The 15752-nt window shown below is 70.1% G+C and carries 13 protein-coding genes and 3 pseudogenes; 7 read left to right on the forward strand and 9 right to left on the reverse strand.

The window, feature by feature from the left end; translation table 11 throughout:
- Positions 1-95 precede the first annotated feature (95 nt).
- A complete protein-coding gene (locus ADK57_RS35325; protein WP_053753755.1) occupies positions 96-2174 on the forward strand; it encodes a glycosyltransferase in 2079 nt (692 codons plus the stop codon).
- 30 nt (positions 2175-2204) lie between these two features.
- Positions 2205-3419, forward strand: coding sequence for an LCP family protein (locus ADK57_RS35330; protein ID WP_053753756.1), 1215 nt, complete (start codon positions 2205-2207; stop codon positions 3417-3419).
- 20 nt (positions 3420-3439) lie between these two features.
- Here ADK57_RS35330 and ADK57_RS35335 read toward each other — a convergent pair whose 3' ends face one another.
- Positions 3440-4621, reverse strand: a complete 1182-nt coding sequence (locus ADK57_RS35335; RefSeq protein ID WP_053753757.1) for a N(5)-(carboxyethyl)ornithine synthase — start codon at positions 4619-4621, stop codon at positions 3440-3442.
- 335 nt (positions 4622-4956) lie between these two features.
- On the opposite strand from ADK57_RS35335, the gene ADK57_RS35340 reads away from it, so the two are divergent.
- Both ADK57_RS35340 and ADK57_RS35345 read left to right on the forward strand, forming a co-directional pair.
- The gene (locus ADK57_RS35340) at positions 4957-5160 is read left to right on the forward strand and encodes a cold-shock protein (RefSeq protein ID WP_053753758.1); all 204 of its coding nucleotides are present in this window, start codon (positions 4957-4959) and stop codon (positions 5158-5160) included.
- A gap of 126 nt (positions 5161-5286) precedes the next feature.
- On the forward strand, positions 5287-6375 hold the full coding sequence (locus ADK57_RS35345; RefSeq protein WP_078973522.1) for a fatty acid desaturase family protein: 1089 nt from the start codon (positions 5287-5289) through the stop codon (positions 6373-6375).
- A 104-nt stretch (positions 6376-6479) separates the two neighbouring features.
- On the opposite strand, the gene ADK57_RS35350 is transcribed toward ADK57_RS35345, so the two are convergent.
- The 7 genes from ADK57_RS35350 to ADK57_RS35370 all read right to left on the reverse strand — a co-directional run bounded on the left by ADK57_RS35350 (position 6480) and on the right by ADK57_RS35370 (position 13370).
- Positions 6480-7187: a potassium-transporting ATPase subunit C gene (locus ADK57_RS35350; RefSeq protein WP_199830753.1), complete on the reverse strand. Its 708-nt coding sequence runs from the start codon at positions 7185-7187 to the stop codon at positions 6480-6482.
- 24 nt (positions 7188-7211) lie between these two features.
- Positions 7212-9344 (reverse strand): potassium-transporting ATPase subunit KdpB, encoded by a 2133-nt coding sequence (kdpB, locus tag ADK57_RS35355; RefSeq protein WP_199830754.1) that lies wholly within the window; start codon positions 9342-9344, stop codon positions 7212-7214.
- A complete protein-coding gene (gene kdpA / locus ADK57_RS35360; protein ID WP_053753760.1) occupies positions 9341-11005 on the reverse strand; it encodes a potassium-transporting ATPase subunit KdpA in 1665 nt (554 codons plus the stop codon). Before kdpA ends, kdpB begins: the two co-directional genes overlap by 4 nt.
- Before the next feature lie 8 nt (positions 11006-11013).
- Positions 11014-11103: a K(+)-transporting ATPase subunit F gene (gene kdpF, locus ADK57_RS46620; RefSeq protein ID WP_063786060.1), complete on the reverse strand. Its 90-nt coding sequence runs from the start codon at positions 11101-11103 to the stop codon at positions 11014-11016.
- Positions 11100-11258 carry a hypothetical protein gene (locus ADK57_RS50665; RefSeq protein WP_199830760.1) on the reverse strand — a complete coding sequence of 53 codons (159 nt, stop codon included), beginning with the start codon at positions 11256-11258 and terminating at the stop codon, positions 11100-11102. The genes kdpF and ADK57_RS50665 overlap by 4 nt, the downstream gene beginning before the upstream one ends.
- 476 nt (positions 11259-11734) lie before the next feature.
- Positions 11735-12532, reverse strand: coding sequence for a VOC family protein (locus ADK57_RS35365; RefSeq protein WP_053753761.1), 798 nt, complete (start codon positions 12530-12532; stop codon positions 11735-11737).
- Between the two features lie 109 nt (positions 12533-12641).
- The gene (locus ADK57_RS35370; RefSeq protein WP_053753762.1) at positions 12642-13370 is read right to left on the reverse strand and encodes a DUF4232 domain-containing protein; all 729 of its coding nucleotides are present in this window, start codon (positions 13368-13370) and stop codon (positions 12642-12644) included.
- A gap of 214 nt (positions 13371-13584) precedes the next feature.
- Between ADK57_RS35370 and ADK57_RS35375 the strand changes: the two genes are divergently transcribed.
- From ADK57_RS35375 to ADK57_RS35385, 3 genes and pseudogenes are all read left to right on the forward strand, one after another.
- Positions 13585-14865, forward strand: a complete 1281-nt coding sequence (locus ADK57_RS35375) for a transcriptional regulator (RefSeq protein WP_053753763.1) — start codon at positions 13585-13587, stop codon at positions 14863-14865.
- A 38-nt stretch (positions 14866-14903) separates the two neighbouring features.
- Positions 14904-15269, forward strand: a pseudogene (locus tag ADK57_RS48220) (MFS transporter); the annotation flags it as partial.
- Positions 15268-15492, forward strand: a pseudogene (locus tag ADK57_RS35385) (LysR substrate-binding domain-containing protein); the annotation flags it as partial. The pseudogenes ADK57_RS48220 and ADK57_RS35385, both read left to right, overlap by 2 nt.
- A gap of 51 nt (positions 15493-15543) precedes the next feature.
- Here the strand turns inward: ADK57_RS35385 and ADK57_RS52640 are convergent.
- Positions 15544-15642: pseudogene (locus tag ADK57_RS52640) on the reverse strand (hypothetical protein); the annotation flags it as partial.
- Between the last annotated feature and the right edge of the window lie 110 nt (positions 15643-15752).

Below are 15752 nucleotides of genomic sequence, written 5' to 3' on the forward strand. Positions count from 1 at the left end.
GACCTTTCCGACTGGAGAAGAACGACCCCGAACGCGGTCCCCCGGGGCGCCCGTACGCGTCTCGACTCGCCTGCGGAGAGGGGCGACGAAGTCCCGTGAAGGCTCGGCACAAGCAGTCCCGCGACCCCCGTGGACACTGGCTGTTACTGATACTCGTCCTCCCCGCGATGTTCGCGGCCCTGCTCTTCGAGGGCTGGACCAACCACGAGGTCGACGCGGCCAAGACACGGTCCGCCTGCACCTCACCCGCACCCGATGCGGTCGCGAGCGGCGGCCCTGTGGTGGGGATCAACCGCAACGGGATACAGACCGGCTCGATGCCCGCCCGCACCGTCGCACTCACCTTCGACGGCGGCCCCGACCCTGTGTGGACCCCGCGCCTGCTCGACCTGCTGCGTCGGCACGGGGCGCGCGCCACCTTCTTCCTCTTCGGCTCCCAGGCGGCCCGCCACCCCGACCTGGTACGGCGGATCCGCGACGAGGGACACGAGATCGGCTCGAACACCTACACCGGTGCCGCCCTGGGCGAGGCGTCGTCCGTCCGCTTCTCCGCCGAACTGGACCTGACCCAGAGCGCGTTGGCGGGAACCACGGGCCTGCGCACCAACCTGCTGCGGATGCCTCGGACCACCTCCCCGGACACCCTGTGCGGCCGGGAGTGGCAGGCGGCACAGCGCGTCGCCGCCGACGGCTATGTACTCGTCGCCGCCGACAAGGCGTCCCGGAAGCCGGCCCAGGGCCTGGTCCGGCAGCTCAGCCAGACGGAGACCGCCTACCGGGAAGCGAAGAAGCTGCTCGAGAACCGGAATGTCGATCGCTTCACCACCGTCTCGGCAGGGCTCAGGCTCACCCCGTACGCACCGGTGTCCACCCTCGAGAGGTGGCGCGGCACCGCCCTTGTCCGGGCGACCACCGTCGGGCGCGCCTTCTCGAACGCCATGACCTGGACGCTCGGCATCGCGGGCGCACTCGGGGTGCTGCGCCTGCTGCTGCTCGTCGTCTTCGCGCGCGCTCACGTCCGGCGCCTGGAGCGCTCCCGGCCCGGCGCGCCCTGGCTGCTGGAGATGACGGAACCGGTCACGGTGCTCGTGCCCGCCTACAACGAAGAGGCCGGGATCGAGTCCACCGTCCTTTCCCTGCTCGCCTCCGACTACCCCCGGCTGCAGATCATCGTGGTCGACGACGGCTCGACGGACCGTACGGCGGACCTCGCCGAGGGCATCGGCGATCCGCGCGTACTGGTGATCCGCAAGCCCAACGGCGGCAAGGCCGCCGCCCTCAACACCGGTCTGGGCCACGCGAGTCACGACATCGTGGTCATGGTCGACGCCGACACCGTCTTCGAACCGGATGCCATCCACCATCTCGTCCAGCCGCTGGCCCACCCGGCCGTCGGCGCGGTCAGCGGCAACACCAAGGTCGGCAACCGACGGGGCCTGCTGGCCAAGTGGCAGCATCTCGAGTACTGCTTCGGCTTCAATCTCGACCGCCGGATGTTCGAGGTGCTGGAGTGCATGACCACCGTCCCCGGTGCCATCGGCGCCTTCCGCCGGGACGCGCTCATGGGTGTCGGCGGGGTCAGCGACGACACCCTCGCCGAGGACACCGACCTCACGATGGCGCTGTGGCGGGCCGGCTGGCGGGTGCTCTACGAGGAGTCCGCCGTCGCCTGGACCGAAGTGCCCACCTCCCTGCGCCAGTTGTGGCGCCAGCGCTACCGCTGGTGCTACGGCACCATCCAGGCCATGTGGAAGCACCGCCGTGCCGTCCTGGAAGTGGGCGTGGCCGGGCGCTTCGGCCGGCGCGGACTCATGTACCTGGCACTCTTCCAGGTCGTCCTGCCGCTGCTCGCGCCGGTCATCGACGTGTTCGCCCTGTACGGCGTGCTGTTCCTCGATCCGCTGAGTTCGGCCACGGTGTGGTTCGCCTTCCTGGGCGTCCAACTGGTCTGCGCCGGTTACGCGTTGAAGCTCGACGGGGAGCGGAAACGGGCGCTGTGGTCGATGCCTTTCCAACTCTTCGTCTACCGGCAGCTGATGTACCTGGTCGTCATCCAGTCCGTGGTCGCCGCTCTGCTCGGCAGCCGGCTGAAGTGGCACCGCATGAAGCGATCCGGTACGGCCGCTGAACAGATCGGCGGCCCGGTCCCGTATAAGAGCCTGCCGACGAGGTGATCCCGATGTGGTGAGGGACTGAACAGGCTGATGAATGACGGGACCGACCGCCTGGCGGGCTACTACGACCGGAGTGCAGGTGCGGCGGAGCCGCCGCGTGGCGTCACGGGGCGGGCGGCGCGCGGGAACGCGGCTCTGCCCACGACACGTACGGCGCCGCTGCCGGGCATGCCCTCCCCCGCCACTCCGGGCCGCACGGGCCACGGACGCAGGCCCTCCGGCGACACGGGCGGCCGTCGTTCTCCCAAGCCGCGCCCAACCCGGCGCCGCAGGGGCACGCGGCTGGCGATCCTCCTGGTCTCCGCGCTGCTCGTCTCCCCCGCCGGTACGTACGTGTGGGCCGACACCAAGCTCGACCAGGAGGTCGACCTCGGCGCGCTCCCCGACCGCCCGGCGGACGGGCGGGGGACCAACTACCTGATCGTGGGCTCCGACAGCCGCGACGGCCTGTCCGAGCAGTCCAGGAAGGATCTGAGCACCGGCTCGGCAGAGGGCCGCCGCACCGACTCGATGATCCTGCTGCACACCGGCGCGAACGGCACCACGATGCTGAGCCTGCCGCGCGACTCGTGGGTGACGGTCCCGCGGTACGTCCGCCCCGAGACCGGCAGAAGCTTCTCCGCCGAGCCGAACAAGCTGAACGCCGCGTTCGCCCTCGGCGGCCCCGACCTGCTCGTACGGGCGGTGGAACGCAACACCGGGCTGCGCATCGACCACTACGCGGAGATCGGCTTCGCAGGCTTCGTCGGCGTGGTCGACGGGGTCGGCGGCGTGGACCTGTGCCTGGACAAGGCCGTCAAGGACGAGAAGTCGGGCGCGGACCTGCAAAAGGGCTGCCAGACCCTCGACGGCGCCAAGGCGCTGGCGTTCGTCCGGCAGCGCAAACAGGAAGCCCGGGGCGACCTGGGCCGCACCCGCAACCAGCAGAAGTTCCTGACCGCGCTCGCCAAGAAGGCCGCCACTGCGGGGACGCTCCTCAACCCGGCCAAGTCATTCCCGACCCTCGACGCGGGCCTCGACACACTCGTGGTGGACCAGGACACGGACCTGCGGGATCTCATGTCGCTCTTCGAGGCGATGCGGGGCGTCACCGCGGGCGGCGGCAGGCAGCTCAACGTGCCCGTCTCCGACCCCGGCTTCGCCACCTCCAAGGGCAGCGCCGTGAAGTGGGACGACCGCCGGGCCCGGAAACTCTTCACGGAGCTGAGGGCCGACCGGCCGGTGACGCTCCCGCAGGGGAAGTGACCACGACGGGCCGGGGGCCGTCAGGCCGGCTGAGCGGAGGAGTGCAGCGCCGCGGCCGGGGCCTCGCGGACGTGCGGGTAGGCGGCTGTCCGGTGCTGGAAGGACAGGATCTTCGGGTTCCGTACGACGCCGTCGCGGATCTCGATGGCCTTGCTGACCGTGGCGTCGGCCTCCCATGCCGCGGGGCCGCTCATGACCTTGCGCAGATAGGGCAGGAGCGCCTCGCTGATCTCCCACGTCGCCGAGTTCCACAGATGGGACGGGCTGTGATCCACTCCGTAGTAGTGGCAGCCCGGCCCGACCGTGGGCATCGGGTCGCCGAAGGTGGTCGGCCGGGCCCACTCGAAGCCCATGCCCTCGTCGCAGGCGACGTCGACGAAGAAGGTGCCCGGCCGGAACAGGGCGAGTTCCTCGTCGGTGACGAACATCAGCGGTGCGTCGGTGTCCTGCAGGACGCAGTTGACGATGATGTCGAACCCGGCCAGGTACTCCGCCAGCGGCTTGGAGCCGCCCGCGGTGAAGGCTCGCAGGCGCGACGAATCGTCGTCCTGCTCCTCGAAGTGGCCCATCACGACCGACGGCATCGGCGAGGCCACCGCCGCCGCGGCGCGTTGGGTGAGCACCGTGACGTCGGAGACGCCCATGGCGCCCAGGCCCGTGACCGCTCCGCGCGCCGTGGCGCCGAAGCTGATGACCGCCGCGCGCAGGCGGCGCCCGTAGCTGCCGGTCAGCCCGCCGAGCTGCAGGGCGTGCAGCACCGAGCAGTAGCCGGCGAGCTCGTTGTTCTTGTGGAACACATGGACGCTGAAGGCGCCCGTGGAGGTCCAGTGGTTCATGGCCTCCCAGGCGATGAGGGTCAGCCGCCGGTCGATGCCGAGCTGCGTCATCTCCTCGTCCTGCACGCAGTGCGGCCATCCCCACAGCACCTGGCCCTCGCGCAGCGCGGCGGCGTCCTCGTGCATGGGTTTGGGCAGCAGCAGCACGTCGCACTCGGCGAGGAGTTGCTCACGGGAACGCAGGCCCGCCACGAGTGGTCGCAGCGCGTCGTCGGCGACGCCGAACCGGTCGCCGTAACCCTGTTCGAGGAAGATCCTCTCGCGTACGTCCGGGGCGATCCGGTCGAGGTGGGCGGGGTGCAACGGCAGCCGGAACTCGTTCTCCTTGCGGGAGGTGGCGAGGACTCCGAGGCTCATCAGGCTCATGCGCTTCCTCATCATTTCGTCGGTGTCGTGCGGGAAACCCGCGACGACATTGCGAGGTGCGCTCGGTGCCGCAACCGTACTCCCCTCCGGCCCCCGGAGCCGACCGGTCGCAGCGTCGCCGGCGCCTTGACCGCCCACCGGGAACGTTCCCGGCACTCCGGACGTTCTAGGAAGTGGTTGTGGTTGAAGTTTGCGAACGTGGAAGCGCCCGCGGAGTTCTGACAGCGGGCGCTCTGTCGTTTCGGGGGGTTTTCTTCGACGGCTGGCGACCAGCAGCCCGGGTTCGCGTGAGCGCGCGTTCTCCGACCTACTCGCCATCTCGAAGGAGACATCACGTGGCTCAGGGAACCGTGAAGTGGTTCAACGCGGACAAGGGGTTCGGCTTCATCGCCCCCGATGAGGGCGGTGCCGACGTCTTCGTCCACCACTCGGCGATCGACACCGGTGGGTTCCGCTCCCTGGAGGAGAACCAGCGGGTGGAGTTCACCACCACCCAGGGCCCCAAGGGTCTGCAGGCCGACCAGGTCCGCGCGCTCTGAGGATCCATTCCGAAGCAGGCCCGCCCCGCGGGCCTGCTTCGCGCTGCTCCGCTACGGGCTTCCCGCACCCGGCGCCCTGCCCCCGCGCCGTCGGTACCGGCCCGCACGCTCCCCGAAAGGACAACTGTGACCACTGACATCATCAACCGGGGCACCGAACCGGCCGATCCCGCCGGGACGACGAAACCTCCTCCCCACCGGGGCAGCGACTACGCCGCGCTGTCCCGCGAGGTGAAACGGAGCGGGCTGCTGAAACGGCGCCCGGGCTACTACTCCGTCAAGGTCGGGGCGAACCTGCTCCTGCTGGCCGCCGGCTGGACCGCGTTCGCCCTGATCGGGCAGTCCTGGTGGCAACTGCTGACCGCCGCCTTCCTCGCGGTGATGTTCACCCAGACCGGGTTCATCGGGCACGACGCCGGACACCACCAGATCGCCGCCTCCAAGCGCGTCAACGACCTGCTCGGCCGCGTGCACGCCGACCTGCTGATCGGCCTCAGCTACGGCTGGTGGATCGCCAAGCACAACCGGCACCACTCCCACCCCAACCACGTCGACCACGACCCCGACATCGCCGACGGTGCGATCGCCTTCACCCAGGACCAGGCCCGCGTCCGCCGCGGAGCGTATGCCTGGCTGGGCCGTCACCAGGCCTGGCTGTTCTTCCCGATGCTGCTTCTGGAAGGACTCGCCCTGCACGTCGCCGGGGTGAAGGCGCTGTTCGACGGGAGTGGCACCCGCGCCTCGCTGAAGAGCAGGGTGGCCCAGGCGAGCCTGCTGACGGCACACCTCGTCGGCTACCTCACCGCCGTGTTCTGGGTACTGCCGCCCGTCCAGGCCGTGTGCTTCCTGCTCGTGCACCAAGGACTGTTCGGGCTGTACATGGGGTGCTCGTTCGCCCCCAACCACAAGGGCATGCCGCTCTTCGCCAAGGACGACAAGATCGACTTCCTGCGCCGGCAGGTACTGACCTCGCGCAACATCCGCGGCCACCGGGTCACCGACTTCGCGCTCGGCGGGCTGAACTACCAGATCGAGCACCACCTGTTCCCCTCCATGCCGCGGCCCAGCCTGCGCCACGCCCAGGAACTCGTGCGCACGTTCTGCGCCCGGCACGGCATCGCCTACCACGAGACCGGGCTCATCGACTCCTACGCCCAGGTACTACGGCACCTCCACGCGGTCGGCGGCCCGCTCCGCCCCGAGCTGGAGTACTGACCCCGGAGCCCCACCGCACCCGCTGACCTGCGACAACCACCACCCGAGTCATCGGCGTGTGGCGTTCCCGTCATGCCCGGGACCCGAGGAGATCACCACCGGCTTCAGCTCTTCGCCACGAGCTCCTCGAGCGCGATGTTGAGCTCCAGGACGTTCACCCGGGGCTCGCCCATGAAGCCGAGGGTGCGGCCTTCGGTGTGGTCGTCGACGAGCTGCTGGACCCGGGCGACCGACAGATCGTTCTTCTCGGCGACCCGGTGGACCTGGAGGTCGGCGTACGCCGGGGAGATGTCCGGGTCGAGGCCGGAGCCGGAGGACGTCACCGCGTCGGCGGGCACCTCGGACGCACTGACCTGGTGATCGGCGGTCGAGTTGTCCTTGATGACGGCGGCCCGGGCGGCGAGGACCCGGGCGCACAGCGAGCCCTCCTCGGACTTCGCGGTGCACTTGCCGTCGACGGCGCCGTTGTCGGCCGAGCGGTTGGTGGCTCCGGACAGGATCAACTTGTACTGCGTGTTGACGCTGTTGCTCCCGAGGCCGTTCCGCGGCCGGCCCTGGAACCACTTCAGGTCCGGCTCCGGTGTCTCCTGCCCCTTCTTCAGCGGCAGGTCGTACGACTGCCCGATCAGCGACGAGCCGACGACCTTGCCGTCCGCCTTGATCTCCGAGCCGTTCGCCTTGTCGTGGAACAGCGCCTGGGCGATGCCGGTGACGACCAGCGGATAGATGACGCCCGTCACCAGGGTCAGCACGAGGAGGGCACGCAGTCCCGCCCCGAGCAACCGGGCGGTCGTGGTAACCGAGTTGTTCATGGCGATCAGCACGCTTTCAGGAGATTACAGCCCGGGGACGAGGGAGATGAGCAGGTCGATGATCTTGATGCCGATGAAGGGCGCGATCAGTCCGCCCAGCCCGTAGATCCCGAGGTTGCGCCGGAGCATCTTGTCGGCGCCGACCGGCCGGTACCGCACACCCCGCAGGGCGAGCGGCACCAGGGCGATGATGATCAGCGCGTTGAAGACGACGGCCGACAGGATCGCGGAGTCCGGCGAGGCCAGCCGCATGACGTTCAGCCTGTCCAGACCCGGGTAGACCGCCGCGAACAGCGCCGGGATGATCGCGAAGTACTTCGCGACGTCGTTGGCGATGGAGAACGTCGTCAACGCGCCCCGCGTGATCAGGAGTTGCTTGCCGATCTCGACGATCTCGATGAGCTTGGTCGGGTCGGAGTCGAGGTCGACCATGTTCCCGGCCTCCTTGGCGGCCGACGTACCGGTGTTCATCGCCACGCCGACGTCCGCCTGGGCCAGCGCGGGCGCGTCGTTGGTGCCGTCCCCGGTCATCGCGACGAGCTTGCCGCCCGCCTGCTCCCGCTTGATCAGCGCCATCTTGTCCTCGGGAGTGGCCTCCGCGAGGAAGTCGTCGACGCCGGCCTCCTTGGCGATCGCCCTGGCCGTCAGCGGGTTGTCGCCCGTGATCATGACGGTCCTGATGCCCATGCGGCGCAGCTCGTCGAACCGCTCCCGCATACCCTCCTTGACGACGTCCTTCAGGTGGATGACCCCAAGGATCCGGGCGCCCCGCTCGTCCTCGATCGCCACGAGGAGCGGAGTACCGCCGGCCTCGGAGATGCGGTCGGCGAGGGTGCCTGCGCCGGCGGCGACCGTGCCGCCCTGCTCCTGGACCCACGTGATGACCGAACCGGCCGCGCCCTTGCGGATCCTGCGCCCGTCGACGTCCACGCCCGACATCCGGGTCTGCGCGGTGAAGGCGATCCACTCGGCGTGGGCCAGTTCACCCTGGTGGCGCTCGCGCAGGCCGTACTTCTCCTTGGCGAGTACGACGATGGAGCGGCCCTCGGGCGTCTCGTCGGCCAGCGACGACAGCTGGGCGGCGTCGGCGACCTCGGCCTCGGTGGTGCCCTCGACCGGAACGAACTCGGCGGCCCGGCGGTTGCCGAGGGTGATGGTGCCGGTCTTGTCGAGCAGCAGCGTGGAGACGTCACCGGCGGCCTCGACCGCGCGGCCGGACATCGCCAGTACGTTGCGCTGCACGAGTCGGTCCATGCCCGCGATGCCGATCGCGGAGAGCAGCGCGCCGATCGTGGTCGGTATGAGGCAGACGAGCAGGGCCACCAGCACGACCATCGTGAGATGCGTGCCCGCGTAGTCGGCGAACGGCGGCAGGGTCGCCACCGCCAGCAGGAACACGATCGTCAACGACGCCAGCAGGATGTTGAGCGCGATCTCGTTCGGCGTCTTCTGCCGGGCCGCGCCCTCGACGAGGTTGATCATCCGGTCGATGAAGGTCTCGCCCGGCTTCGTCGTGATCTTGATGACGATCCGGTCGGACAGCACCTTCGTACCCCCCGTCACGGCCGACCGGTCACCGCCGGACTCGCGGATGACGGGAGCCGACTCACCGGTGATCGCCGACTCGTCCACGGAGGCGACACCCTCGACGACGTCACCGTCGCCGGGAACGACGTCGCCCGCCTCACAGACGACCAGGTCGCCGATCCTCAGCCCGGTGCCGGGCACCTGCTCCTCGCGGTTGTCGACGAGCCGCCGGGCCACCGTGTCGGTCTTGGCCTTGCGCAGCGTGTCGGCCTGCGCCTTGCCACGGCCCTCCGCGACCGCCTCCGCCAGGTTGGCGAAGACCACGGTCAGCCAGAGCCAGGCGCTGATCGCCCAGCCGAACCAGTCGCCGGGCTCCTTGAAGGAGAAGACGGTGGTCAGGACCGAGCCGATCCACACCACGAACATCACGGGCGATTTCACCAGCACCCGCGGGTCGAGCTTGCGGAACGCGTCCGGCAGCGACTTGACCAGCTGCTCGGGGTCGAAGAGACCGGCGCCGACACGTCCTTGGGCGGGCCGGTGCCCGGTGGGTGGATCGTTGTGCGGTGCTTGGGCCGTCGGGGTGGCTGTGGACATCGAGTCCTCTTGCTTCGTTGCGTCGGTCGTCATGAGGCCAGCCCCTCGGCCAGCGGCCCCAGCGCCAGGGCCGGAAAGTACGTCAGACCGGTGATGATCAGGATCGCGCCCACCAACAGACCGGTGAACAGCGGCTTCTCGGTGCGCAGCGTGCCCGCCGTGACCGGGACCGGCTTCTGCTCGCCGAGCGAGCCCGCCAGCGCCAGGACGAACACCATCGGCAGGAACCGGCCGAGGATCATCGCCAGGCCGAGGGTGCTGTTGAACCACTGCGTGTCCGCGTTCAGACCGGCGAAGGCCGAGCCGTTGTTGTTGGAGGCGGACGTGTAGGCGTACAGGATCTCGGAGAATCCGTGCGCCCCGCTGTTGGTCATCGAGTTGCCCGGGGTGGGCAGGGCCATCGCCGCGGCGGTGAAGACGAGGACGAGGGCCGGGGTGATCAGGATGTAGCAGGCCGCGAGCTTGATCTCCCGGGTGCCGATCTTCTTGCCGAGGTACTCGGGTGTACGGCCGACCATCAGACCGGCGATGAACACCGCGATGATCGCCATGAACAGCATGCCGTAGAGGCCGGATCCGGTACCGCCGGGTGCGATCTCGCCCAGCATCATCCCGAGCATCGTGATCCCGCCGCCCAGCCCGGTGAAGGAGGAGTGGAAGGAGTCCACCGCGCCGGTCGAGGTCAGGGTCGTCGACACCGCGAAGATCGACGAGGAGCCGACGCCGAAGCGGACCTCCTTGCCCTCCAGCGCACCGCCGGCGGCCTGGAGCGCCGGGCCGTGGTGGGCGAACTCGGTCCACATCATCAGGGCGACGAAGCCGACCCAGATGGTGACCATCGTGGCGAGGATCGCGTAGCCCTGCTTGACCGAACCGACCATCACGCCGAAGGTGCGGGTCAGCGCGAACGGGATGACCAGCAGCAGGAAGATCTCGAAGAGGTTGGTGAAGGGGGTCGGGTTCTCGAAGGGGTGGGCGGAGTTGGCGTTGAAGTAGCCGCCGCCGTTGGTGCCGATCTCCTTGATGGCCTCCTGGGAGGCGACCGCGCCGCCGTTCCACTGCTGGTTGCCGCCCATGAACTGACCGACCTCGTGAATGCCGGAGAAGTTCTGGATGGCACCGCAGGCGACCAGGACGATCGCGGCGACGACGGAGAGCGGCAGCAGGATGCGGGTCACCCCGCGCACCATGTCCGCCCAGAAGTTGCCCAGTTCACCGGTGCGCGAGCGGGCGAACCCTCGCACGAGCGCCACCGCGACGGCGATGCCGACGGCCGCCGAGACGAAGTTCTGCACGGCCAGTCCGGCGGTCTGCACGACGTGGCCCATGGCCTGTTCGCCGTAGTACGACTGCCAGTTGGTGTTGGTGACGAAGGACGCGGCGGTGTTGAACGCCTGGTCCGCGTCGATCGCCCTGAAGCCGAGCGACAGGGGCAGGACACCCTGGATCCGCTGGAGCAGATAGAGAAAGAGCACACCGACCGCCGAGAAGGCGAGCACGCCGCGCATATACGCCGGCCAGCGCATCTCCGTGTCCGGGTCGGCACCGATGCTCTTGTAGATCCACTTCTCGACACGCCAGTGCTGGTCGGAGGAGTAGACCTTGGCCATCCAGGTGCCGAGGGGAATGTGGGCGAGCGCCAGCGCGCCGATCAGGGCCAGCAGCTGAAGCACGCCGGCAAGTACGGGACCCATGTCTGTCCTCAGAACCTCTCCGGGAAGATCAACGCGAGGACGAGATAAGCCAGCAGGGCGACGGCCACGACCAGGCCGACGGTGTTCTCGGCGGTCACAGCTTCGTCACCCCCTTGGCGACAAGGGCCACCAGCGCGAAGACCGCGATCGTGGTGACGACGAAGGCCAGATCGGCCATCGCGAACTCCTGGAAGAGGTACGAAAGAGCAACGGACGGATCCAGGCAACCTTCTCCGCGGCCGCAATCGACCACCGTTGACGCCTCTCTGACGGCAACGCCAAGACCTTTGACACACCTCTTACGCCGTGGCGAGCGTCGTACGGAAAACGACGGCGGCCCGCGCAGACAAATGCGCGGGCCGCCACGGACCACCGTGCGGGGAGGTTCTGCACGAGTCGCTGCCACAGCCGCTCGGGCTCGATGTCCGGGAATGAGGACGGTGACGCGGGCTCCAGGGCCGGCGGCGGACGTCTCACGGACGTGGAGGGCGATGGGGCGGACCTCCCCGCCGAGCGGGACGGCGACCGTCAGCCCTCGGACGTCGGCCGCGACGGGTTCGGCACCGGGACGACCACGATCGAGCGGTCACCCTGCGGCGGCTCCGGGACGCGGCCCGGGCCCAGACACTCGCCGTTGCGGGCGTACGCCCGGCGCACGGTCGCGAAAGGGGCCACCGGCGACGGAGCGACAGCGGAGCGGACAGCAATCCGGCGCCGTCCTTGCGGGGCTCAGCTCTGGGCCGGAGTGAGCACCACGAAGTCCGCGTTCGACGGGTCGAGGCAGACGGCCAGCCGGCCCACGCCCTCCGCGTCCTCGGGTCCCATCTGCACGCTGCCGCCGTTCTCGGTGACCTTGGCGACCGCGGCGTCGCAGTCGGCGACGGCGAAGACCGGGTGCCAGTACGGCCGCCCGTTCGCCAGGGCGAGGTCCTCCTTGCGGACCTCCATGAGGCCGCCCTGCATGCGCTCCTCGGGGAGCCCGGCAGGGGTGATGAGGCTGTAGGTGCCCCCGCCGCCCGGCAGCGCCATGTCGCTGAACTGCCAGCCGAAGACACCGCCGTAGAAATCCTTCGAGGCCGCGGCGTCGCTCGTGTACAGCTCGGTCCAGGACAGCGAGCCAGGTTCGTCCACCAATTCGACGCCTGTGTTGCTCCCCGGCTGCCAGACCGCGAACTGGCCCCCCGCCGGGTCGCTGTACTGCGCCATCCGCCCCCAGTCGTCGAGGTCCATCGGCGCCACCCGCACCGTGCCGCCGGCCTTCTCCACGGCCTGAGTCGTGGCGTCCGCGTCGGTGACTCTGAAATAGATCATCCAGGCCGAGCGCGCGCCCGCCTCGGTGAGCTTGCCGAGCCCGGCGACGGTCTTGCCGTCCCTGCGGAACATCCCGCCTTCCATGTCCTCCCCCTCCCCCATGGACTCGTACTCCCAGCCGAGCACCGCGCCGTAGAAGGCCGCGGCGGCCCGGACGTCGGGGGCACCGAGGTCGAGCCAACAGGGGGAGCCCGGAGTGAGGTCAGTGGTGATCACGGCGATTCCCTTTCGCAGGTCGTGTCTGACATCAGCGTGACACCCGACACCGACAGTCGCGCGTCGGCCGCTCGACGGTTGGGCCGAGCGGCCTGCTGTACCGGTGCCGTCACCAGGCGAGGGCGTCGGCCATGGTCGACTGCCAGTACGAGACGCCGATCGAGTCGTCGACGTACACGCCCTTCGCGGGGAGTGACGGGTGCGCGCCGGCGCCGGCGCCCTTGCCCAGGAAGACCGTGAGGGACTTGGCCGTGTAGCCGTTGGAGCCGCTGCCGTCGGCGGCCGCGAGAAGGACGCTCGCGTAGCCCGACTCACCGGGGGCCAGTGTGACCACCGCCTGCGGCTTGGAGTCCTCGAAGGCCGGCGGGACGGACTGGGCCTCGCCGAACCGGACGGCCGGGTAGCCGGTGAGGTCGCAGTTCTTCGAGCCGGTGTTGGTGACGGTGAGGAGGAGGTGGTTCAGGGGGCGGGAGACCACCGTGGCCGTCGTCCGGGTGGCCGCGTCGGAGCAGGGTGCGGACGCGGACTCCGAGTCCTGCGAGCCCGTGGAACCTGAGGTGCCCGTGGAGCCCGTCGTACCGCCTGAACCGGCCTCGCCGCCTGTCGTGCCTTCCGAGGCCGAGCTCGCGGGGTCGGCCTGTCCCGCCCCCGTGGACGTTCCCCCGCTCTCCTCGGGCGAGGGCGTGGCGGACGCCGCGGGCGACGACGCGGACGCGGATCCGGCCGACGCACCCTCGTCACGGACACCCTCTCCTTGGTTGCACGCCGCGAGCGACAGCGTGGCGGCCGTCATCGCGACGGCGGCGAGCATGCGGGTGCGGTGGGTGCGTGTGGACATGTGATCCCCCTGGTGCAGTACGGGTGTTGGCGCGGGCCGCTCGATCGGGTGCCGGGAGCGGCGTGCTTGGATGGCCCGAGCTTGTGCGGTGATCCGTCCCGGCCGCCACGCCTGGCGGAGCATCCGGGACGCTGGAACGCCTGCAACAGCTCTGACCTGGGGGAATCGCCTTCCCCTGGAACGGGGGTCCGGGACGTGAGGAGAGGGAGGAACGGTGGCGGGGGACGAGTTCTCGGAGCTTTTGGGCCGGTTGAAGGAGCGGTCCGGGCTCAGTTACGGGGTGCTGGGGAAGCGGCTGCACACGAGTGCGTCCACGCTTCACCGGTACGTCAACGGGGATGCCGTACCGACGGACTACGCTCCCGTGGAGCGGTTCGCCCGGGTGTGCAAGGCGACGCCCGAGGAGCTGATGGAACTGCATCGGCGGTGGGTTCTCGCGGATGCCCGGCGGGGGCAGAAGGCAGGCGGGGCCGCTGCCGAGGAGGATCCGGAGCCCGCGACGGAAACCGCCACGGAGGCGATGGGCGAAGCCGATCCCGAACTCGAGCGGGGGTCCCTGCCGGAGGCTCCCGTTGCACGGCGGCGTACCGTCGTCCTCGCCGGCGCCGCCGTGGCCGCCGCCGTCGTGTCGATCGCGCTCGTGGTGAATCTCGTCCCCGGCGAGGGTGACGACGACCAGGGCGGGAAGCAGTCCGTGGCAGCCGCCTCCGAGCCCGTCGTCGACAGCCCCGGCGCCTCCGAGTCGGCCGACGCCAAGGGCAGGTCGGCCTCGCCGTCCGCCTCGCGCGGCGCCGGCCCCACGGCTTCCGCCACCGCCTCCGCCTCCGCCTCCCGGAGCCGCGGGGCCGTGGCGGACCAGGGCGCCGGTACCGAGGACGGGGCCTCCGCACCCACCGTCGCCGTCGATCCGTACAAGTGGGAAGGGCCGTGCAGCCAGCACTACCTGGTCGACGGGAAGCCCGAGCAGGTGCCTCCACCGCCGACCGAGCCCGACGCGCGCGGGTGGGTCACCGCGCTCGGCGGGGTCGCCGGCGGGCGGCAGATGCTCGCGCTGACCGTGCAGGGCACCGGGAAGGCCACCGTCGTCCTGAAGGAACTGCATGTGCGGGTGGTGGAGAAGAGCGCGCCGCTCACCTGGAACGACTTCGCGATGGGCGTCGGGTGCGGTGGCGGCGTGGACACAGCGGCGTTCGGTGTGAACCTCGATGCCGGGCGGCCCGCCACCTCCCCCGAGGCCGGGCAGCGCGACTTCCCGTACAAGGTGAGTGAGTCCGACCCCGAGGTCTTCTACATCTTCGCCGACGCGCGGGCGCACAACGTGAGTTGGTACCTGGAGCTGGACTGGTCCAGCGGCGACGAGCGGGGCACCCTACGCGTCGACGACCGCGGCAAGCCGTTCCGGACGAGCGGGAACGTGGGAAGGCCCGCGTACAACTATCCGCTCGGTGACTCGGAGTGGGCGCGGGACGAGTGGGATCCCTACGTTCCCGGCTGAGCGCCCGGCAGGCCGACCATGCGACTTCGGGAGCCGTCGCCGCTTCCCTGGTCACCGGGCTCGCCGGGGGTGCCTCCGTGCTGCTGGGCGGACGGATCACCCAGGGCATCGGAGCCGCCCTGCTCTCCCCCGCGGCGCTCTCGATCGTCACCACCGCCTTCCACGGCGCCGAGCGCAACAAGGCCCTGGGCGTATGGGCCGCGATCGGCGGCTCGGGCGCGGCGGCCGGGGTCCTGATAGGGGGCGCCCTCGCCGACGGACCCGGCTGGCAGTGGGTCTTCTACATCAACGTGCCCATCGACCTCGCCGTCCTCGCCGCCCTGCCCGCAGTCGTCCCGGCCCGCGCCCCGCAGCCGGCCCGGCTCGACCTGCCCGGTGCCCTGCTGGTCACCGCGGGCACTGCGCCTTGGACACGGCCCCACCTCCACGCTGCACAAGATCCGCAACGTGGTCTTCTCCTCGAACTCCTACATCGCCCTGCAGAAAGCCGCCGTCCAGGGCCGCGGCATCGCCCTGCTCCCCCAGCGCTCGGCCTACGAGGATCTCGTGTCCGGCGCGCTGCGGGTCCAGCTCTCTCAAGTCCCCGTGCCCGACCGGCCGTTGTACGCGATCTACGGGCCGGGCCGGAAAGAGGCCGATCGTGGCCAGGAGCAGCAGACCATCCACCGACAGGGGCCACAATGAAGCACTCACCGGGTCCGCTCCGCCTTGCCGCGCGAACTCCCGCTGATGCACGTATGACGCGTAAGGCCGCGACCCCTGCGACGACGAGCGCACACAGGGGTCGCAACCACACTTCGAGATCCACTATGCGGCGGCGGCCGCCTGCGTCGGTCCACCGCTCGCTGCCGGCTGAGCGACACACCCCAGCCGGCAAGGTCATTGCA

This window comes from Streptomyces sp. MMG1533, assembly GCF_001279775.1.
GTDB lineage: Bacteria > Actinomycetota > Actinomycetes > Streptomycetales > Streptomycetaceae > Streptomyces.

What these genes read in the sequence shown, in the direction of transcription:
- ADK57_RS35335 (WP_053753757.1), bottom strand. Translation starts at nt 4,621, where the DNA reads ATGAGCCTGATGAGCCTCGGAGTCCTCGCCACCTCCCGCAAGGAGAAC.
- ADK57_RS35370 (WP_053753762.1), bottom strand. Translation starts at nt 13,370, where the DNA reads ATGTCCACACGCACCCACCGCACCCGCATGCTCGCCGCCGTCGCGATG.
- kdpA (WP_053753760.1), bottom strand. Translation starts at nt 11,005, where the DNA reads ATGGGTCCCGTACTTGCCGGCGTGCTTCAGCTGCTGGCCCTGATCGGC.
- ADK57_RS35350 (WP_199830753.1), bottom strand. Translation starts at nt 7,187, where the DNA reads ATGAACAACTCGGTTACCACGACCGCCCGGTTGCTCGGGGCGGGACTG.
- ADK57_RS35330 (WP_053753756.1), top strand. Translation starts at nt 2,205, where the DNA reads ATGAATGACGGGACCGACCGCCTGGCGGGCTACTACGACCGGAGTGCA.
- kdpB (WP_199830754.1), bottom strand. Translation starts at nt 9,344, where the DNA reads ATGACGACCGACGCAACGAAGCAAGAGGACTCGATGTCCACAGCCACC.